The organism is Sphaerotilus microaerophilus (genome assembly GCF_023734135.1).
Taxonomy (GTDB): Bacteria; Pseudomonadota; Gammaproteobacteria; order Burkholderiales; family Burkholderiaceae_C; genus Sphaerotilus; species Sphaerotilus microaerophilus.
The window spans coordinates 1,276,946-1,294,399 of the sequence record NZ_AP025730.1 but is presented as its reverse complement, the minus strand read 5'-3'; the positions used below and the strand labels follow the sequence as shown (position 1 = coordinate 1,294,399).

General features: G+C 64.5%; 22 protein-coding genes. 6 read left to right on the top strand and 16 right to left on the bottom strand.

Translation table 11 applies throughout. The features are described from left to right. The first annotated feature begins 31 nt into the window (after positions 1-31). Positions 32-601 (top strand): YceI family protein, encoded by a 570-nt coding sequence (locus NGK70_RS05685; RefSeq protein WP_428985577.1) that lies wholly within the window; start codon positions 32-34, stop codon positions 599-601. A gap of 146 nt (positions 602-747) precedes the next feature. Here the strand turns inward: NGK70_RS05685 and NGK70_RS05680 are convergent, their stop codons facing one another. The 8 genes from NGK70_RS05680 to NGK70_RS05645 form a co-directional block, all read right to left on the bottom strand. Then, complete coding sequence (locus NGK70_RS05680) at positions 748-1,005, bottom strand: hypothetical protein (RefSeq protein WP_251972308.1); 258 nt, start codon at positions 1,003-1,005, stop codon at positions 748-750. 508 nt (positions 1,006-1,513) lie between these two features. Next, positions 1,514-1,978, bottom strand: a complete 465-nt coding sequence (locus NGK70_RS05675) for a MaoC family dehydratase (RefSeq protein ID WP_251972307.1) — start codon at positions 1,976-1,978, stop codon at positions 1,514-1,516. 23 nt (positions 1,979-2,001) lie between these two features. Next, on the bottom strand, positions 2,002-3,276 hold the full coding sequence (boxA, locus tag NGK70_RS05670) for a benzoyl-CoA 2,3-epoxidase subunit BoxA (protein ID WP_251972306.1): 1,275 nt from the start codon (positions 3,274-3,276) through the stop codon (positions 2,002-2,004). A 128-nt stretch (positions 3,277-3,404) separates the two neighbouring features. Beyond that, complete coding sequence (gene boxB, locus NGK70_RS05665; protein ID WP_251972305.1) at positions 3,405-4,832, bottom strand: benzoyl-CoA 2,3-epoxidase subunit BoxB; 1,428 nt, start codon at positions 4,830-4,832, stop codon at positions 3,405-3,407. Between the two features lie 73 nt (positions 4,833-4,905). Then, on the bottom strand, positions 4,906-6,564 hold the full coding sequence (gene boxC, locus NGK70_RS05660; protein ID WP_251972304.1) for a 2,3-epoxybenzoyl-CoA dihydrolase: 1,659 nt from the start codon (positions 6,562-6,564) through the stop codon (positions 4,906-4,908). 202 nt (positions 6,565-6,766) lie between these two features. Then, positions 6,767-6,931 (bottom strand): LiaI-LiaF-like domain-containing protein, encoded by a 165-nt coding sequence (locus NGK70_RS05655; RefSeq protein ID WP_251972303.1) that lies wholly within the window; start codon positions 6,929-6,931, stop codon positions 6,767-6,769. A gap of 28 nt (positions 6,932-6,959) precedes the next feature. Then, positions 6,960-7,841 carry an alpha/beta fold hydrolase gene (locus tag NGK70_RS05650; RefSeq protein WP_251972302.1) on the bottom strand — a complete coding sequence of 294 codons (882 nt, stop codon included), beginning with the start codon at positions 7,839-7,841 and terminating at the stop codon, positions 6,960-6,962. Positions 7,842-7,889: 48 nt separating this feature from the next. Then, the gene (locus NGK70_RS05645) at positions 7,890-8,222 is read right to left on the bottom strand and encodes a cupin domain-containing protein (protein ID WP_251972301.1); all 333 of its coding nucleotides are present in this window, start codon (positions 8,220-8,222) and stop codon (positions 7,890-7,892) included. A gap of 223 nt (positions 8,223-8,445) precedes the next feature. Between NGK70_RS05645 and NGK70_RS05640 the strand changes: the two genes are divergently transcribed. From NGK70_RS05640 to vapC, 3 genes are all read left to right on the top strand, one after another. Beyond that, on the top strand, positions 8,446-9,006 hold the full coding sequence (locus tag NGK70_RS05640) for a histidine phosphatase family protein (RefSeq protein WP_251972300.1): 561 nt from the start codon (positions 8,446-8,448) through the stop codon (positions 9,004-9,006). A gap of 110 nt (positions 9,007-9,116) precedes the next feature. After that, positions 9,117-9,317: a type II toxin-antitoxin system VapB family antitoxin gene (locus NGK70_RS05635; RefSeq protein WP_251972299.1), complete on the top strand. Its 201-nt coding sequence runs from the start codon at positions 9,117-9,119 to the stop codon at positions 9,315-9,317. Beyond that, positions 9,314-9,742: a type II toxin-antitoxin system VapC family toxin gene (gene vapC / locus NGK70_RS05630; protein ID WP_251972298.1), complete on the top strand. Its 429-nt coding sequence runs from the start codon at positions 9,314-9,316 to the stop codon at positions 9,740-9,742. The genes NGK70_RS05635 and vapC overlap by 4 nt, the downstream gene beginning before the upstream one ends. On the opposite strand, the gene NGK70_RS05625 is transcribed toward vapC, so the two are convergent. The 7 genes from NGK70_RS05625 to NGK70_RS05595 all read right to left on the bottom strand — a co-directional run bounded on the left by NGK70_RS05625 (position 9,720) and on the right by NGK70_RS05595 (position 13,918). Further along, the gene (locus NGK70_RS05625; protein WP_251972297.1) at positions 9,720-10,226 is read right to left on the bottom strand and encodes a hypothetical protein; all 507 of its coding nucleotides are present in this window, start codon (positions 10,224-10,226) and stop codon (positions 9,720-9,722) included. The two genes, vapC and NGK70_RS05625, sit on opposite strands and share 23 nt — an antisense overlap. 137 nt (positions 10,227-10,363) lie before the next feature. After that, on the bottom strand, positions 10,364-10,879 hold the full coding sequence (locus NGK70_RS05620) for a hypothetical protein (protein WP_251972296.1): 516 nt from the start codon (positions 10,877-10,879) through the stop codon (positions 10,364-10,366). Between the two features lie 34 nt (positions 10,880-10,913). Next, the gene (locus NGK70_RS05615; RefSeq protein ID WP_251972295.1) at positions 10,914-11,261 is read right to left on the bottom strand and encodes a hypothetical protein; all 348 of its coding nucleotides are present in this window, start codon (positions 11,259-11,261) and stop codon (positions 10,914-10,916) included. A gap of 287 nt (positions 11,262-11,548) precedes the next feature. Next, positions 11,549-11,971 (bottom strand): type II toxin-antitoxin system VapC family toxin, encoded by a 423-nt coding sequence (locus tag NGK70_RS05610; protein ID WP_251972294.1) that lies wholly within the window; start codon positions 11,969-11,971, stop codon positions 11,549-11,551. Then, positions 11,971-12,213 (bottom strand): antitoxin, encoded by a 243-nt coding sequence (locus NGK70_RS05605; RefSeq protein ID WP_251972293.1) that lies wholly within the window; start codon positions 12,211-12,213, stop codon positions 11,971-11,973. The genes NGK70_RS05610 and NGK70_RS05605 overlap by 1 nt, the downstream gene beginning before the upstream one ends. An 875-nt stretch (positions 12,214-13,088) precedes the next feature. Continuing rightward, positions 13,089-13,517 carry a hypothetical protein gene (locus tag NGK70_RS05600; RefSeq protein ID WP_251972292.1) on the bottom strand — a complete coding sequence of 143 codons (429 nt, stop codon included), beginning with the start codon at positions 13,515-13,517 and terminating at the stop codon, positions 13,089-13,091. Between the two features lie 179 nt (positions 13,518-13,696). Next, the gene (locus NGK70_RS05595; RefSeq protein WP_251972291.1) at positions 13,697-13,918 is read right to left on the bottom strand and encodes a hypothetical protein; all 222 of its coding nucleotides are present in this window, start codon (positions 13,916-13,918) and stop codon (positions 13,697-13,699) included. Between the two features lie 109 nt (positions 13,919-14,027). Between NGK70_RS05595 and NGK70_RS05590 the strand changes: the two genes are divergently transcribed. Together NGK70_RS05590 and NGK70_RS05585 are read left to right on the top strand one after the other, a co-directional pair. Continuing rightward, positions 14,028-15,041: an IS701 family transposase gene (locus NGK70_RS05590; RefSeq protein ID WP_251969112.1), complete on the top strand. Its 1,014-nt coding sequence runs from the start codon at positions 14,028-14,030 to the stop codon at positions 15,039-15,041. Between the two features lie 122 nt (positions 15,042-15,163). Next, positions 15,164-15,343, top strand: coding sequence for a hypothetical protein (locus tag NGK70_RS05585; protein ID WP_251972290.1), 180 nt, complete (start codon positions 15,164-15,166; stop codon positions 15,341-15,343). Positions 15,344-15,850: 507 nt separating this feature from the next. Here NGK70_RS05585 and boxB (NGK70_RS05580) read toward each other — a convergent pair. Then, positions 15,851-17,278 carry a benzoyl-CoA 2,3-epoxidase subunit BoxB gene (gene boxB / locus NGK70_RS05580; protein WP_251972289.1) on the bottom strand — a complete coding sequence of 476 codons (1,428 nt, stop codon included), beginning with the start codon at positions 17,276-17,278 and terminating at the stop codon, positions 15,851-15,853. Between the last annotated feature and the right edge of the window lie 176 nt (positions 17,279-17,454).

Below are 17,454 nucleotides of genomic sequence, written 5' to 3'. Positions count from 1 at the left end.
TCTCCTCCCTGCTCAACCTGGAAACCCCACCATGCACCTGACCAAAGTCCTCTCCGCCGTCGCCCTGGCCGCCATTGCTTCTTCCGCAACGGCCGCCCCCGAGACCTACAACGTCGATCCGACCCACAGCTTCCCGCGGTTCTCGTACAACCATCTGGGCTTCTCGACGCAGCTGAGCAAGTTCAACAAGGTCACCGGCACCGTCACGCTCGACAAGGCCGCCAAGGCCGGCGCGGTGGACGTGACGATCGACATGAAGTCGGTCGAAACCGGCTCGACCGTCTTCAACGGCCACATCCAGGGCGAGGACTTCCTGGACACCGCCAAGTTCCCGACCGCCACCTTCAAGTCCACCAAGGTGAACTTCGCCGGTGACAAGCCCGACACCATCGAGGGCAACCTGACCATCAAGGGCGTGACCAAGCCGGTCACCCTGAAGGTCACGCACTTCGTCAACAAGGAACACCCGATGATGAAGCGCGACACCATCGGCGCTGACGCCACCACGACCATCAAGCGCACCGAGTTCAACGCCGGCAAGTACGCGCCCAACGTCGGTGACGAAGTGACCATCACCGTCTCGCTCGAAGCGCTCAAGTGACCAGCGCATGAGCCGCGGGGGGAGACCCCTGCGGCAAAAAGCAAAACGGCGTGCCCTGGCACGCCGTTTTGCTTTCTTGTCGCGGAAGGTGCGGTGCGGCGCCGCAGGCCCCGCGTCGATACCGACCGATCCGACCGGGTCCGGTTTCAGCCTGCCCGGCGCCATGCCGGCTCGGCGGCCAGCGCAGGCTGCACCCGCGCCATCGGCCTGGCCCAACCCGTGAACCGCAGCGGCGCCCGGTGGCGCCGGCCGACGCCCAGCGCGACGAAGGGGAAGGCCGCCAGCAGCAGGGCCATCGACATCAGCGCGCCCGCTGCAATGGCGGGGGCCGCCAACAGCACGAGTCCGAGCCGGGCCAGCAGCGACACCGCGCGGGCGGGGCGGAGAACGAGGGCAGCACGCATGATCACGGGTCCTTTCTCGGGAGCGGTTCGTTTCACCAGCAATCGCCACCGATCCGGCGGCTGACATGGACTGCTTGGTGCATGGACTGAACCTTACCGAGCCCCCCCTCAGGGCCAAGTGAGAAATTGCAGCAGCCTGTATGGCCATTTCCGGGCTTTCAGCCCGACGCCCCTGCCACCATCAGCGTGGCAGAGCGGGCCACCCGTGCCCCCAGTTCACACGTAAATGGGCAAAAAACCCATGTCCACAAACCCTTTCGCCCTCATGGAGGCTCATCGGTTGAGCCTATGCATTGCGGGCCGACCCGGCACACCCTCGCCGGGGGAGCTGTGACATCCGCTACAGATGGACGCAGATGGCACCGCACGGGCATGTGTCGGGCCTCCCTGCCCGACGCGGCAGACACATTGGCTTACGCGTGCAGCGCCTTGCCCACCCCGGCAATGTGTGATGTATGCCACACATTGAACTCCGCTTCGGAAGCCTCGGCGTTGCGCCGGACCTGCTTCATGCCGCCGGCGCGTCGGCCTGAGTCGTCGAAACCAGCTTGAACAGGCTGGTCGCCGCCGTCTCGAACACGTCCTGCCCGGCCTGATTGACCAGGCGCCAGCGCCAGTGCACCAGCCCGAGGTGGGGCTTGCTCTGGCTGCGGCGGGCGTCCAGCACGTCGATGTGCAGGGTGAGCGCGTCGCCCACCTTCACCGGTGCCGGCCACTTGACGTACTCCAGGCCAGGGGAGGCGAAGGACTCCGAGCCGGCCAGGAAGTGCGTGGCCACCAACCGCATCGCGATCGAGCCGGTGTGCCAGCCGCTGGCGATCACGCCGCCCCAGTGGCTGGCATTCGCCGCCGCCACATCGGCATGGAACCACTGCGGATCCCACTGGCTGGCGAAGCCGACGATCTCCGCCTCGTTGACGACATGCGGCCCGGCGGTGAGCTGCTGTCCGGTGTGGAACTCGGCGAACTTCATCGTGCTGAGGAGGTCCCGCGACCTCAGTAGGTTTCGAGGTGCAGCCGGCCTTCACGCTTGAGCGCGGCGCCGACCGTCTCCCAGCTCAGCCCGGCCTTCTCGGCGATGTCGCGCAGCGCCAGCACCACGCCCTCTTCCATCGCCTTCAGGCCGCAGACGTAGAAGCAGGTGTTCGCGTCCTTCAGCAGCTCGGCCAGGTCGGCGGCGCGCTCGCGCAGCGCGTCCTGCACGTAGCGCTTGGGCGCGCCGGGCGTGCGAGAGAAGGCGAACTCGATGTCGATGAAGTCCTTCGGCAGGCTCTGCAGCGGGCCGAAGTAGGGCAGCTCTTCCTTGGTGCGCGCGCCGAAGAACAGCATCAGCTTGCCGCCCTCGAACTTGCCGGACTTGCGCAACCGCCGGCGCCACTCGGTCATCGCGCGCATCGGCGCCGAGCCGGTGCCGGTGCAGATCATCACGATGTTCGAGCGCGGGTGGTTCGGCATCAGAAAGCTCGCGCCGAAGGGCCCGATCACCTGCACCGTGTCGCCCACCTGCAGGTCGCAGACGTAGTTGGACGCCACGCCCCGCACCGGCCGGCCCTGGTGGTCGGCCAGCACCCGCTTCACGGTCAGCGAGACGTTGTTGTAGCCGGGCCGCTCGCCGTTGCGCGGGCTGGCGATGGAGTACTGGCGCGCATGGTGCGGCTTGCCAGACTCGTCCACGCCGGGTGGGACGATGCCGATCGACTGGCCCTCCAGCACCGGAAAGGGCATGCCGCCGAAGTCCAGCATCACATGGTGGGTGTCGCTCTCGTAGCCGGCGTCGGTGACGCGCACATTGCCCACCACCTTCGCGGTGGTCGGCGCCTTCGGCCCGTAGAGGTTGACGTAGGGATGCGCGGCGGACCAGGGGCCGATCGTCGAGCCCCAGTCGGCTGAGCGGAACTCGCTCTCCCCGCTGACCGCCGCGGGCAGCACGGGTGCCGGCGGCGTCACCGCTGCCTCAGCCTCCGCCCCGACACCGGCCGCCGCCAGCTGATCGCGCGACAGCTCGGCCGGCAGCTCGTCCCAGCCGAACTGGTCGGCCAGGCTGTACGCCACCGCCTTGGGCATCGTGCGGTAGTTGTCGATCGCGCCCGTCGGGCAGGGCGGGATGCAGGCGTTGCACCAGTTGCAGATCGCCACGTCCACCACGTAGTTGCGCGAGTCGTGCGTGATCGCATTGATCGGGCAACTCGCCTCGCAGGTGTTGCAGCGGATGCAGATCTCGGGATCGATGACGTGCTGCTTGATCACAGCGCCTTCAAGGGGGGCGTTCATGGTTGTCTCTGCTGTCGCTATCGATGGTGCCAGGACTTTAGCCAGCAGACGCCGCGGATCCGGCTCAGCCGGTCCGCCAGCGTCGCCCCCCTTGAGGGGGGAGCGCCGTCAGGCGCAACGGGGGGTGGTCAGTTAAAGCGGACGTACTCGAAGTCGATCGGCTGGCGGTTGATGCCGATGACCGGCGGCGCGATCCAGTTGGCGAACTTGCCCGGCTCGACCACACGGCCCATCAGCGAAGCGACGTAGGCGCGGTCCTCGTCGGTGGGCAGCCAGTTCTCGACCTTCTGGTTCCACTCATGATCGGACACCACGCGGCCGTCCGGCGACACCTTCACGCCCGAGAGCGTGCCGATGCTGCGGTGGAAGGCCTTGTGCGGCACGGTCAGTTTGAAGGGAATGCCCGCCTTCTCGATCACGCGGTTCCAGCGCTCCACGCCGCCCTTCGAGTCGGTGATGTAGTCGTCGCGCAGCACCTCGTTCAGGGCGTTGAGCATCGGCACTTCCTTCTCGCGCAGCTGGCCCTCGGCCACCTCCAGGATCTTGTAGTGCTGGCTCTTGAGCACGTGGTCGTCGACTCGCTTGCCTTCCTCGTAACGGCCCTTGAGGCCCGACGAGTAGAAGGTGGCGGCGTTGGACGACTGGTCGGCGCCGAACAGGTCGATGGTCACCGAGAAGTGGAAGTTGATGTAGCGCTGGATGGTCGGCAGGTCGATCACGCCGGCCGCGCGCAGCTTGCCCACGTCGTCGGTCTTGAGCTGGTTCATCGCGTCCACGGTACGCTGGATCACGCGGCTGATGCCCGACTCGCCCACGAACATGTGGTGCGCTTCCTCGGTCAGCATGAACTTGGTGGTGCGCGCCAGCGGGTCGAAGCTGGATTCAGCCAGGGCACAGAGCTGGAACTTGCCGTCCCGGTCCGTGAAGTAGGTGAACATGAAGAACGCGAGCCAGTCCGGCGTCTTCTCATTGAAGGCCTGCAGGATGCGCGGGTTGTCCGCATTGCCGCTGCGGCGCTCCAGCAGCGCCTCGGCCTCCTCGCGGCCGTCGCGGCCGAAGTAGCGGTGCAGCAGGTAGACCATCGCCCAGAGGTGGCGGCCCTCTTCCACGTTCACCTGGAAGAGGTTGCGCAGGTCGTACTGGCTCGGGCAGGTCAGGCCCAGGTGGCGCTGCTGCTCGACCGACGCCGGCTCGGTGTCGCCCTGCGTGACGATGATGCGGCGCAGGTTGGCGCGGTGTTCGCCGGGCACGTCCTGCCAGGCGTCCTCGCCCTTGTGGTCACCGAAGTGGATCTTGCGGTCCTGCTCGGCCGGGTTCAGGAAGATGCCCCAGCGGTAGTCGGGCATCTTGACGTGGCCGAACTGCGCCCAGCCCTGCGGATCGACGCTGACCGCCGTGCGCAGGTAGACGTCAAAGTCCTGGCTGCCGTCCGGGCCCATGTCCTGCCACCACTGCAGGTAGTTGGGCTGCCAGTGCTCCAGCGCGCGCTGCAGCGTGCGGTCTTCCGACAGGTTGACGTTGTTGGGGATCTTTTCGCTGTAGTTGATGCTGCTCATTCGGGTCTCCTGGTCGTGCCACGAAGGCGTTGAATTCGGTACGGGCGGCGTCAGCCGCAACGGGGGTGGTCCATCAAACTCGGTTCCAGTCGAACGAAGCCTTTTCGCCCTTGCCGTACACCTTGAGCGCACCCTTTTCACCGACGGCGTTCGGGCGGATGAAGATCCAGTTCTGCCAGGCCGACAGGCGCCCGAAGACGCGGGTGGCCATGTTTTCCTTGCCGGCGAAGCGCAGGTTGGCTTCCAGGCCGGTGAGCGAGTCGGGCGACATGCTGGCGCGCTCTTCCAGCACCAGGCGCACCTCGTCGGCCCAGTCGATGTCGTCCAGCGCCGCAGTCACCAGGCCCAGCTTGGCGGCGTCGTCGCCGTTGAGCGCCTGGCCGATCGCGGCCTGGGCTGCGCCCATCGGGCCGGCTTCTTCGTAGAAGCGGCGCGCCAGGCGGGACTGGTCGTTGACCATCGGGAACGTGCCGAAGTTCAGCGCCGACAGCGTCAGCTTGGGCTCCTGCGCCGGCTCGTTGGGGAGGATGGCCATGTAGCTGCGGTCGGCGCAGAAGGCCAGCTCGGCCAGCGTGCCGGCAAAGCAGGAGCCCGGCTCGATCAGCGCGATCAGCGTGCGCGAGGACACGTCCAGCCGTGCCAGCGTGCGGCGCAGCGCGCCCGTCACTTCCCGCACGAACCAGTGGCCGGCGTGCTGCTGCAGCGCGGCGTCGCAGGCCAGCACGGCCGCGGCGTCGCCTTCGGTCTTCAGGATCCAGGTGCCGATGTCCAACTCGTTGGTGCGCAGGTGCAGGATCGCGTCGTCCAGCTCGCGCTGCATCGCAAACGGCCACCAGGCGGTGCCTGCGGCCTCGATGCCGGCGATGTCCGTCGGCTGCGCGGTCTTGGGTGCACGCACCGTGATCGTGGCGTTGCGCCGGGTGCGGTCGATCTGCACGCCCACGTTCGGGTACATCACGCCGTCGGCGGTGAATTCGCGGGCGATCGGTGTCAGCGCCACGCCCTTGCCGTTGGCCGGGCGGTCGCTCTGCTCGGCCAGCTTGGCGGCGCGCTCCTGCACCACCTGCGGGAACTGCTGCGGCTTGGCGATCGCGTCCACCAGGCGCCAGTCGACGGCGCGCTGGCCGCGCACGCCTTCGGTCGTGGTGCAGAAGATGTCGGCCAGGTCGTGGCGCACACGGCGCTTGTCGGTCACACGGGTCAGGCCGCCGGTGCCCGGCAGCACACCCAGCAGCGGCACCTCGGGCAGCGACACCGCCGAGCTGCGGTCGTCCACCAGCACCAGGTCGTCACAGGCCAGCGCCACCTCGTAGCCACCGCCGGCGCAGGAGCCGTTGATCGCGGCCAGGAACTTCAGGCCGGAATGCTTGCTGGAATCCTCGATGCCGTTGCGGGTCTCGTTGGTGAACTTGCAGAAGTTCACCTTCCAGGCGTGCGTCGACAGGCCCAGCATGAAGATGTTGGCGCCCGAGCAGAACACGCGGTCGCGCTGGCTGGTCAGGATGACGGTGCGCACCTCCGGGTGCTCGAAGCGGATGCGGTTGAGCGCGTCGTGCAGCTCGATGTCCACGCCCAGGTCGTAGCTGTTGAGCTTGAGCTTGTAGCCGGGGCGGATGCCCGCGTTCTCGTCCACGCCCATCGCCAGCGTGGCGACGTTGCCTTCGAAGCTCAGCTTCCAGTGGCGGTAGCGCGAAGGGTCGGTTCGGTAATCAACGACGGCGGCGGTGCTCATGGCGGGTGACCTCGGCGGTAGGCGACAGGCACAACGAACAATAGTGCATGTCTTGTGGATCGATGGCATGCATCATATTGCATGTCTTGATCCAGGGTCAATCATTGCACCGCCCCATCGAGGCCGACCTGGGGTAAGCACCGAGTCGAATCACCGGCCGACGATGCACTCCAGTGCATGTCCGTCGGTCGGCAAGAGGCACTCAGCGTCGTCGCAGCAGCATCGACACCCCCACCACGATCAGGATCAGCGGCCACCACCGCGCCAGCAGCGGCCCCAGGTTGGGCAGCCAGCCGAGGTTCTGCAGAAGGAAGAGCGACCCCAGGCCAATCAGGATCAGGGGCGCCAGCAGGCTGCGTCCGCGCATGTCGGTTTCTCCTTTCGCAGGAACAGGGTCAGGCCGGGGCGGCCAGGCCGTCCAGCATTCCGGCCACGAAGCGCGCCACCGCTGCCGGCTGCTGCAGGTGCACGTTGTGGTTGGCCTCCAGCACCCGCAGGCGCCGGTCGGCACGGCGAGCCACCACGGCCTCCAGCGCGGCCTGCCGCGAGGCGTACAGCCCCCGCGTGGCGAGGACGAACCCGGCCGGCACCGTCAGGCGCTCGTAGAGATCCACCGCCGGGTGGATGGGCGCCGCCGGATCGGGCCGGCTCACCCGCGCGATTTCCTCCATCGTCGGGCGGCGCAGCAGGCGGCCATCGCCCTGCCCATCACCCTGCGCCAGGAAGGCCCGGCGCGTGAAGGCTGCCACCTGTTCGACCGGCACGCCCGCGTTCAGCCAGTCGCCCGGCGCCTGCTCGCAGACCTGCGCCACGTAGGCCTCTACCTCGGCTGGCGTGGCCCGCCAGCCGTAGCGGAAAAGATCCCAGAGCTGCTCGCGCGGCAGGTGCCAGGCCTGGCGCTCCTCGGGCGTCTGGCGAGGGTCGAGCACGAAGCCGTCCAGCGCCACGATGCCGGCACAGTCGCCGCCATCGGCCGCAAAGGCGGTCACTGCGTAGCCGCCGGTCGAGTGGCCCACCAGCCAGGGGCGCCGCAGGCCCAGCGCCGCCGAGACCGCGCCGATGTCGCGCCAGTACTGCTCGGGGTCGCTGGAATCCTGCGGTGTCTGGCCGTGCCCGCGCAGGTCGAAGGCCGCGACGCGGAAGCGCCCACGCAGGCACGCCACCAGCGGCGCCCACACCGCCAGGTTGTGGCCGGTGCCATGCACCAGCAGCAGGTCAGGGCCGCTGCCGCCGAAATCCTCGACCGCAAACGGGCCTTGCGCAGTCTCCAGCCACATCGCAGATCCTGGGAACGGACGCGCCGGAACGCCCGGCGCCGCGCAGCGTCAGCCGGCGTGCAGGGCGATGGTCACCAGCGCCGAGGAGGCCTCGACCGCCGTCACGTCATGCACCACCCCGCCCGGCAGGTAGACCAGCTCGCCTGGCAGCAGCTCCGTGCGCTGCCCCTGTACGCCGATCTCCAGCCGGCCCTCCAGGCAGTGCAGCGTCAGGTCGCCGGGCAGCTTGTGCGCCGGCATCGACTTGCCCGGCGCCAGCACGACGCGCATGACCTCCAGGTCACGCGACTTGAACAAGGCCACCGACTGGCTGCTGGCCAGCCGCTCGCCAAGCGGCGAGACATCCACAGGGTGACCGGGTACGGCATGCAGGATGGCCATGGTGCGCCTTCACGATCCAGTGGTTCGTGGCCCGTCTGCCGGTGCGGCGCCCTGCCTGGGCGCGCCCAACGCCTCACATCCCGGGCCTGTGCGTGCAGGTTACCCGGCCGCTCCCGGGTTGTCACCGCCGCTGCAGGTTGTATGCGACAGGTCAAGCTTGGCGCGCCAGACGGCCAACACCGACCGACAGCAGCCGACTCCGGCCGACCCTTACAGTCACGCCATGCCGCTCGACCTGCTGCTGGCCCGCCATGGCCAGACCGACCTCAACATCGACGAACGCTGGCAGGGCCGGCTGGACTGGCCGCTCAACGCCACCGGCCAGGCCCAGGCCGCGGCGCTGGCGCAGGCGCTGCCGCCGGGCATCGAGGTGCTCATCGCCTCGCCCCAGCGCCGTGCCCGCGAGACGGCCGAGGCCGTGGCCGCGGCACGGGGCCTGGATGTGCAATTCGACGACGCCTTCCGCGAGCGCGACTTCGGCATCTTCGAGGGCCTCACCTCCGAAGAAGCCCGGGTGCAGCATCCCGCCTGGTGGGCCGCCAACGCCGCCTACCGCTGGGACCTCTGCCCGCCCGGCGCCGAGCCCACCCGCGCCGTCGTCAACCGCGTCGCCGCCGGCCTGGCCGCCCTGCGCCAGCGCCACGCCGGCCGCACCGTGCTGCTGGTGTCCCACGGCTTCGTGGTGCGCTGCCTGCGCTACCTGATCGACGGCCTGCCGGACGCGGCCTTCTTCGAGGCGGCGCGCATCCCGAACGGGGGGTTCATCCGCAGGCGGGTGGATTGAGGCAAAAGGCAAGACCTGGTACCTGCGGTGGTACCTACGGGGTACGGGCCTGCTGAAATGGCTCGCGGGCCGCTAAGATGTGTACGTTTCCTTCAACCCTACACATTGCCATGCGCACCAACATAGTGATCGACGAGAAGCTGATGGCCGAGGCGATCAAGGTCACTGGCGCCCGCACCAAGCGCGAGGCGGTGGAGCTGGGCCTGAAGACCCTGCTGCAACTGAACCGCCAGAGCGCCGTGCGTCAGCTGCGCGGCCAAGTGCAGTGGGAGGGCGATCTGGAGGCGATGCGCACGGATGCGCCGAAATGATCCTCGTCGATTCCAGCGTCTGGATCGACTACCTGCGCGGGCACGACACAGCCCAGGCCAACAAGCTCGACGCCCTGCTCGGCAGCACCCCGCTGGCCATCGGCGACCTGATCCTGACTGAAGTGCTGCAGGGCTGCCCGACCCAGCGCCAGTTCGATCAGGTGCGCGAACTGCTCGGCACCCTCACCTTCGTGACCCTGGGCGGCCCGGCGGTGGCCGTAGCGGCGGCAGAAAACTTCTGTGCCCTGCGCGCCAAGGGCATCACGGTGCGCAAGACCATCGACACCGTCATCGCCACGCGCTGCATCATCGATGGCCTGGAGTTGCTGCACGACGACCGGGACTTCGAGCCCTTCGAAACCCATCTGGGGTTGCGTTGTGTGGCGTGTGGGGCCCCGGCCCTCACTTCTTCGCCGGCAAGCTGAATTCCGCCTTGAACTGGTTGATGGCGTCCCACTCGCTCAGCGCCCGGCCCGTCGACTCGGTCCGGCCGCTGATGCCCTCGAAGCGGCCGGTGCCGCCCACCAGGCGCCCGCTGCCCATCTGCACACTGCGCGGCGGCGTGGTCACCTCGTTGCGCCCGCTGCCCTCCTGCCGCAGGGTGGAGCCGTCCTCGAAGGTGTAGACCATCTTCACGTCGTAGGTCAGCACCTTGGGGTCAAAGGAGGTGATCTGCCCGGCGAGCGTGAACGTGGCCACCTCGCCGCTGGCGAACATCGCCACGCCGCGGCGCTGGAACTGCCCGGTCGCGCGGTCCTGCGAAACGATGTAGCTCGTGCTGGTCCACGCCATCGTGTCCGCCAGCACCGGCCCCGCCGCCAGCAGCGCCGCCGCGGCCGTGAGCGTGACCGCGCCGATGCGCAGCAGATTCGTCTTCGGCTTGAACGTGGGGATCGGCTTCTTCGTCACGACGGCTCCTTGAAGTCCAACCTTCAGAGTGAGCCTGGCGCACGCATTTGCAAGCCCTGTCGAAAGGAGCGCTGACCTGGGTCAAGTGGCGCCGTGACGTGCCGTGGAGCGCGGTGAAGCCACCGGCCGCCGGCCACTCACTCAGGCGGAAACCGCAGCCGGGAAAAGTCGCGTCCGGCCAGGATGGCCCGGCGTTCAATCGCCGCCGCAGAGTCGAGCCAACCCTTCTGCTCCAGGAAGAGCAGGAAGGATCGCGTGCTGACTTTGCGGCAGTTGTCGGGCAGGTGAAAGCTGGTCCGTGCGATCTTGTGGTCCTCAAACAGGAAGACGCCAATCCTGGGCGCCTCCATGAGGGCAAAGCCGTTCATGGTTTCTTGAATGGCCAGTTCGCCCAGATGGGACTTTCGCGGTGCACCTGGCCGCACCGACTGGGCCTGGGCCTGCTGGTCATGCTGGAAGGTCCGGGTCGGCAGCACCGCCAGCTTTCGGTCGCTCACCCACTGCGCCAGCTTCTCGCTCGTGGGGGTCGAGTTGCGCGTCACCTCGTGCAGCACCCTATCCACCACCTCCACCGGCCAGCCCGGCAGGAGCAGCAGATCCAGGGCATCGGCGTAGGCCAAGGTGATGAGCGGCCCTGCATCGGGCAGCAGCACGGTGTCCGGGCGGCTTGGCACCTGACGCCCCCGCTCAGGCCGACAGCGCGTTCAGGCTCTCGACCATGCCCTGCGTCACCGCCTCCGGCAGGCGCGGCATCGGCAGGTGCGCCTGCGCCATGAGCAGAAAGAGGTCTTCGGCGCTGTCGATGCCCAGCGCGTTCAGGGCCGTGTGGTCGTCGATCCGGCCCAACGAGAAATCGAGCAGCGTCTTGTAGTTCTGATTGCCTGCCGCCTCGGCGGCCTCGAAGGTCTCGACCAGGTAGCGAAGCTCGGCGTTGAACAGCGCATTGATCGACGTATCCGACTTGGCAGCGATCACCTTGGCACGCTTGAGCAGGTCACGATCCACAGAACCCGTGAAGTTCACATTGGCAGCCATGGGGGTGACTCCGAGGTTGGTCAACACATAAATCAGTGTAGCACTTGATTGTGTAGATCCAGCGAGGCCAATGCGCACGGGCGGCCCGCGCCGGCTTCTGCGGAGCGACGCAGCTTCGCCTGAGCGGCGTCCTCAGGCGCCAGCACGGCACGAACCAGATGGTCGGCACAGCCGGGAACGCCCAGCCAAGTCCACAGGTGCTTGAGGTTGCGCTGACCTGGTTCGGAATTTGACAAGCAAAATGCAAGACCCCAATGACCGCAACGCCATGCCCCTGCAACGGTCACTCAGCCGTCCAGCCAATCCTCCACCACCAGCCCGTCCACCCGCCGGAAAGCCTGATCGTTGGTCACCAGGATGCAGTTCTGCGCCAGGGCATGCGCCGCGATCATCGTGTCCATGCCGCCGAGCGGCCGGCCGGCCGCCTCCTGCCTGGCACGCAAGGTCGCGTAGTGCTGGGCGGCGGCGCTGTCCCAGGACAGCGTCTCGACGTGCTGCAGGAAGGCATGCACGGCAGCCTTCAGCGCCGTGGCCTGCGGTTTGCGCGCCAGGCCGTAGAGCAACTCGCCTTCCGTCACCGCGGAGATCCGCAGGTCACTGAGCGGGATCGCGCGCAACCTCTGCTTCAGGCCGGGGCTGGCGCCGCGGATGATGAAGCTGGCCGTGTTCGTGTCCAACATCCACCGGTCGGCCTCAGGGGTGCGGGCCATCAGAACAGATCCCGGCTCTGCGCCGGCTCATCGCGGCGGTCGGTCAGGTAGTCCTGCGGGATACCGCCCTGCTCCACCAGCTGGAAGAAGCCCTCCCAGTCTGCCGGACGCCTGGAGAGGATCACGTCACCCGTGATGGGGTCGCGCCGCACGAACACCTCCTTGGTGTCGAAGCGGAACTCGGCCGGCAGCCGAACGGCCTGGCTGCGGCCGTTTTGGAAGACTTTGGCGGTCTGGGTCATGCTGCGGCTCCTGCTGGGTAGCTATCGAAGTATCTACCATCAGACCCACACCGTCAAAGAAGAAGGCAAACGGCAAGACCCCTGCCTCGGCAATGCCGACGGCAGGTGTTTCGAGCCGTTCGAGACGCCTCTGGGTTTGCGCCGGGCTCGAGCCGCCTCTCGATGCGCCACCTGCGGCGGCCAGGCCCCAGCCGCGCGGCTTCGTGGCACCGTCTCCACCAGAGTGCCGTCTGCCGCAAAGCGGACATGCGTGTACCAGTCCTGCGACACCTCGTGCGCGACCGGCGTGTCGCGCCGTGTCCTCGTCTTCCTGACCATGGTCTTCATGGCACCCGTTCCCAGTGACGTGAGGTTGCCCTGGCCCGGTTTGGGGCTTGATTGGCAAAAGGCAAGACCCGACCCCAATGCCCGCGCAGGTGCGTGAGGTTGCGCTGATTCGATTCGGGACTTGATAGACAAAAGGCAAGACCTGACCCCATTGCCGGTAGCGGCCATCGGGGTGACTCCGAGTTTGGTCAACACATAAATCAGTGTAGCACTTGATTACGTGGATCCGGCGAGCACGATGCCTCACAGGCCGCCCCTACCAGTTCCTGCGGACCGACGCGGCTGCTCCTGCGCGGCGTCCCCGAGCACCAGCACGGCACACACTGGCTTTTCGGCACGGCCGGGAACGACGAGCCAAGTCCGCAGGTGCGTGAGGTTGCGCTGATTCGATTCGGGACTTGATAGGCAAAATGCAAGACCTGACCCCAATGCCTGTGGGACAAGGCGGCGGGAGTCAGTGATGGACAAAAGGCAAGACTTGACCCCTTAAACTCGGTACCAGACCTTTATCGGAAGATGGTTATTCACCAAAAATACATTCTGAAATGCTACAAATTTCTGATGGCCGATTCAAATTCATCACACTCATTAACTAGAGTGCGCACAACAGATTCGAAGTACGCGCTATTTATAAGTTGCATTTCAGCATTATGCATACACTCAAAAACGAACTCGTCCTCAATAACCTCCAGGCACCAAAAACCAATCTTACGCTCAGTATTTCGCTTCAAAAGAAGTGTTGATAATCTATGTGGAATATCATTATCCTCATAAGCAAGTTCGCTGGGAACCGAAAATTCTAAAGTTGTATCATACTTCAATATATACAAAGTCTGAATGCGTCCCGAATCCATCCTGAATTTAAGAACAGCACGTTTATCACTCAAATCCACGAGATTCCAACCTTGATCTGCGCAGTATTGTTGAATTGTTCGTTTGAAATTTGAACCTGCAAACAAGTCTGAGAAGCTGCCCATAAAACCTCACCTTTACTTAGCCCTTCAGACAAAAAGTTAAGCACTAGAAGGGGAAATAATGCCTAACGCCCGCGGTAAGCCGCGCCGGGGTACGGAGCAAAGGGGCGCCCACAAGCGGCGCTTGTGGGCTTCGGACTGACCAAATTGTTAGGCCAAGGAGCGGAAGCGAAAACTTTGCTTCACCGGACGTCCTTTTCTATGCGGGCGGCCTCCCGCTCTTCTCGCTCTTTTTCCAAGCGGCGCTCTTTTGATTCGTTGGATTTTTCAACGATATTCCGAGCGCGCTCCATTTGTTCATCCGTCATCAAATGGGAGCGTTTGTCAATATTTTCCTGCGCGACCTTCCCCGCAGCATCGGGAATTCTCTTCACAACTTCAACGCCAGCTTCTACGGCAAGCATGCCGATGTTTGCAACTGACTTGCTTAGGACTTACGCAAACGTTTAAATCAAACTAGATTATTTAATATATCGGCGCCGATTTCGTGGTATTTGTGATAATATATTCACCATGAAACCCACGAGCCGAGACTACTGCCAATTTCTGATATCCACACAAATCAACTACACGCAGACCTATTTTGCGGATCACCATCAGAGGTTTTCTCATGACGCCATAAATCGCTACTTGCAGGCTGCCAATATCAGCCCGGCCGATGTCTGGAATCTGGCCCGACGAAACATCGAATTTGACGACGATGCCTGCCTGGTTTTCGATGACAGCGTTCTGGACAAGAACCACTCGCACAAAATCGAGCTGGTGCGCAAACAGTACAGCGGCAACGCCCACGGCCTGATCAAGGGCATTGGGGTGGTCAACTGCCTGTACGTGAACATCAAGACCGGCCACTACTGGATCATCGACTGGCGCATCTATGCGCCTGACGAAGACGGCAAGTCCAAGCTGGATCATGTCCAGGAGATGTTCGACAATGCCATGGCGCACAAGAAGCTGCCCTTTCGCACCGTGCTGATGGACTCCTGGTACGCCACCATGGATCTGATGAAGCACATCCACCGGGCGGGCAAGCACTTCTACTGCCCGCTCAAGAGCAATCGCAAGGTTGACGACAGCCAAGGCCAGCAGCCCTACAAGGCGGTCAGTACGCTGCAGTGGAGTGCCCAAGAACATGTGCATGGCAAACACGTCAAACTGTTCAAGTTTCCCAGTGACATCAAGCTGAAACTGTTCCGGGTTGTGGTTGATACCAATCGCACGGACTGGGTTGTGACAAACGACCTATCTCAAGATTCGACGGACGATACGCATGAGATGTGTGCCGTGCGCTGGAAGATTGAGCAGTACCACAGGGAGATCAAGCAGGTTCTTGGCATCGAAAAATGTCAGTGCAGAATGGCCCGGTCACAGAAGAATCACATCGCCTGCGCGATATTGGCCTGGGTCCACCTCTGCGAGACGGCCAAAGCGCTGAAGACAAACATCTACAGCCTGAAGAAGGGAATCCTCTCGGAATTCCTCAAGAAGGAACTTCGGTCACCAACCATTCGCATGGCACCCATCTGACATATTGAGTCGAAATGGCGAATCATTGCGCTAGCTGAAGTGACCCTGCGTAAGTCCTATTGCTTAACAACTTAGCTGTAGAAGCAAGTTTTTCGGTATTGGTTCCAAATGCAAAACTGTCCTTGGCTTCACTGAACGCCTCGCCTATTTTGAAATATGGTAGTTTCATGTTCGTGATTCTTCAGGAATACTTTGCACCGCAGCCGCGGCAGGTGCCGTTAAAGACTTTGTTTCCTCCACAGTTCGCACACCGCTTGCCTTGGCCGCCCTTGCCTTCGTTTGCTGGCAAGGTCATCGTGTGACCACATCGAGAGCACGTTCGTCCTGTCGGTGTTTGAAAGAATGTTTGTTCGCCACAACTTGGGCACATTTTTCCAGCCATATCGCACTTCCTTTCGCATGTATATGTGTGTGAGCTTAGGCTAGATGTCGGACAGTGCTTTGTCAAGTATCAAACTTCAGCTCGGGGTGCGCTTGCTAAGCTGCGCAAAAAATGCCCAACTTGTTGCGTGCCGCCGAGTGCTCAATAACATCGGCACATGTCCAATAACATGTCGACTAACTGCGTAAGGTGGCTGCCTGCTGAATGACATGGCAATGCGCTCGATGACATCGGCATCGCCGGCACCCGTCGAGTTGCTTAACGAGGTTGACAAAGGTCAAATGAACGCCTCTCCCGCTTGATCTACAAGAACCAGCATAAATGCACAACGGGCCGCCGTCCATCCACCTTGCTGGGGGGGGCAAGGCGAAGGAGCGGCGGCCCGTGATGGGTTACCGGGGCCGGCTGTAGCCGGCCGGTTACGGCGTCAATTGAACCGGATGTAGTCGAAGTTCACCGGCTGGCGGTTGATGCCGACGGCCGGCGGGGCGATCCAGTTGGCGAATTGGCCGGCTTCGGTCACGCGGCCCATCAGCGACTGCACGTAGGCGCGGTCGATTTCGTTGGGCAGCCACTCCTGGTGGTGGTGGGTCCAGGTGGCTTCGGAGAGCATGCGGCCGTCCGGGCTGACGTGCACGTCGTTGAAGACGCCGATCTTGCGATGGAAGCCCTTGTGCGGCAGCTGGAAGCGGAAGGGGATGCCCAGCTTGGCGGGCACGCGGTTCCAGCGCTCGACGCCCGCGGCCACGTCGGTGATCCAGTCGTCGCGCAGGCGCTCGTTCAGGGCGTTCAGCGCGGGCACGTCACGTTCGCCCAGCAGGTCACCGGCGACTTCGGGCACGCGGTAGGTGCTCGAACCCAGCTGGTGGTCGTCGGCGATCTTGGTTTCCTCGAAGCGGCCCTTCAGGCCCGAGTTGTAGTAGGTCGCGGCGTTGGATGACACCTCGGAGCCGTACAGGTCGCTGGTCACCGAGAAGTGGAAGTTCAGGTACTTCTGGATCGTCGGCAGGTCGATCACGCCGGCCTGGCGGAGCTTGGTGACGTCGTCGGTCCGCAGCTCGTTCATCACCTCGCAGGTGCGCTGGATGGCGCGCGCCACGCCGCTCTCGCCGACGAAGAGGTGGTGCGCCTCCTCGGTCAGCATGAACTTGCAGGTGCGCGCCAGCGGGTCGAAGCCGCTCTCGGCCAGCGCGGCGAGCTGGTACTTGCCGTCGCGGTCGGTGATGAAGGTGAACATGAAGAAGCTCAGCCAGTCGGGCGTCTTCTCATTGAAGGCGGTGAGGATGCGCGGGTTGTCCGCATCGCCCGAGCGGCGCTCCAGCAGGGCCTCGCCCTCCTCGCGGCCGTCGCGGCCGAAGTAGCGGTGCAGCAGGTAGACCATCGCCCAGAGGTGGCGGCCTTCTTCCACGTTGACCTGGAAGAGGTTGCGCAGGTCGTACTGGCTGGGCGCGGTCAGGCCCAGGTGGCGCTGCTGCTCAACCGAGGCGGGCTCGGTGTCGCCCTGGGTGACGATGATGCGGCGCAGCGTGCTGCGGTATTCGCCGGGAACCTCCTGCCAGGCCGGGCGGCCCTTGTGCTCGCCGAAGTTGATCTGGCGTTCACCCTCGACCGGGGTCAGGAAGATGCCCCAGCGGTAGTCGGGCATCTTGACGTGGCCGAACTGGGCCCAACCGTCGGGGTCGACGCTGACGGCGGTGCGCAGGTAGACATCGAAATTGGTGGAGCCGTCCGGGCCCATGTCCTGCCACCACTGCAGGTAGTTGGGCTGCCAGTGCTCCAGCGCGCGCTGCAGCGTGCGGTCGGAGCTGAGGTTGACGTTGTTGGGGATTTTCTCGCTGTAGTTGATGCCGCTCATCGGTCTGCTCTCCTGGTCGTCCATCCAAGGGTGGCGTCGCGCGAGCCGGTGGCGAAGGTAGATGCCCGGCCGCCCGCTGACAATGCACTATCTTTCATTTCAAAAGATAACGTCAATGCACCATAGTGCATTCAACGGGAGACCTTGAGGTGGATCAGAGGCCCCTTGCCGGGGCC

What these genes read in the sequence shown, in the direction of transcription:
- boxC (WP_251972304.1), bottom strand. Translation starts at nt 6,564, where the DNA reads ATGAGCACCGCCGCCGTCGTTGATTACCGAACCGACCCTTCGCGCTAC.
- NGK70_RS05595 (WP_251972291.1), bottom strand. Translation starts at nt 13,918, where the DNA reads ATGCTTGCCGTAGAAGCTGGCGTTGAAGTTGTGAAGAGAATTCCCGAT.
- NGK70_RS05590 (WP_251969112.1), top strand. Translation starts at nt 14,028, where the DNA reads ATGAAACCCACGAGCCGAGACTACTGCCAATTTCTGATATCCACACAA.
- boxA (WP_251972306.1), bottom strand. Translation starts at nt 3,276, where the DNA reads ATGAACGCCCCCCTTGAAGGCGCTGTGATCAAGCAGCACGTCATCGAT.
- NGK70_RS05605 (WP_251972293.1), bottom strand. Translation starts at nt 12,213, where the DNA reads ATGACCCAGACCGCCAAAGTCTTCCAAAACGGCCGCAGCCAGGCCGTT.
- NGK70_RS05645 (WP_251972301.1), bottom strand. Translation starts at nt 8,222, where the DNA reads ATGGCCATCCTGCATGCCGTACCCGGTCACCCTGTGGATGTCTCGCCG.
- NGK70_RS05675 (WP_251972307.1), bottom strand. Translation starts at nt 1,978, where the DNA reads ATGAAGTTCGCCGAGTTCCACACCGGACAGCAGCTCACCGCCGGGCCG.
- NGK70_RS05635 (WP_251972299.1), top strand. Translation starts at nt 9,117, where the DNA reads ATGCGCACCAACATAGTGATCGACGAGAAGCTGATGGCCGAGGCGATC.
- boxB (WP_251972289.1), bottom strand. Translation starts at nt 17,278, where the DNA reads ATGAGCGGCATCAACTACAGCGAGAAAATCCCCAACAACGTCAACCTC.
- NGK70_RS05655 (WP_251972303.1), bottom strand. Translation starts at nt 6,931, where the DNA reads ATGCGCGGACGCAGCCTGCTGGCGCCCCTGATCCTGATTGGCCTGGGG.
- NGK70_RS05680 (WP_251972308.1), bottom strand. Translation starts at nt 1,005, where the DNA reads ATGCGTGCTGCCCTCGTTCTCCGCCCCGCCCGCGCGGTGTCGCTGCTG.
- boxB (WP_251972305.1), bottom strand. Translation starts at nt 4,832, where the DNA reads ATGAGCAGCATCAACTACAGCGAAAAGATCCCCAACAACGTCAACCTG.
- NGK70_RS05685 (WP_428985577.1), top strand. Translation starts at nt 32, where the DNA reads ATGCACCTGACCAAAGTCCTCTCCGCCGTCGCCCTGGCCGCCATTGCT.
- NGK70_RS05650 (WP_251972302.1), bottom strand. Translation starts at nt 7,841, where the DNA reads ATGTGGCTGGAGACTGCGCAAGGCCCGTTTGCGGTCGAGGATTTCGGC.
- vapC (WP_251972298.1), top strand. Translation starts at nt 9,314, where the DNA reads ATGATCCTCGTCGATTCCAGCGTCTGGATCGACTACCTGCGCGGGCAC.
- NGK70_RS05600 (WP_251972292.1), bottom strand. Translation starts at nt 13,517, where the DNA reads ATGGGCAGCTTCTCAGACTTGTTTGCAGGTTCAAATTTCAAACGAACA.
- NGK70_RS05640 (WP_251972300.1), top strand. Translation starts at nt 8,446, where the DNA reads ATGCCGCTCGACCTGCTGCTGGCCCGCCATGGCCAGACCGACCTCAAC.
- NGK70_RS05610 (WP_251972294.1), bottom strand. Translation starts at nt 11,971, where the DNA reads ATGGCCCGCACCCCTGAGGCCGACCGGTGGATGTTGGACACGAACACG.
- NGK70_RS05615 (WP_251972295.1), bottom strand. Translation starts at nt 11,261, where the DNA reads ATGGCTGCCAATGTGAACTTCACGGGTTCTGTGGATCGTGACCTGCTC.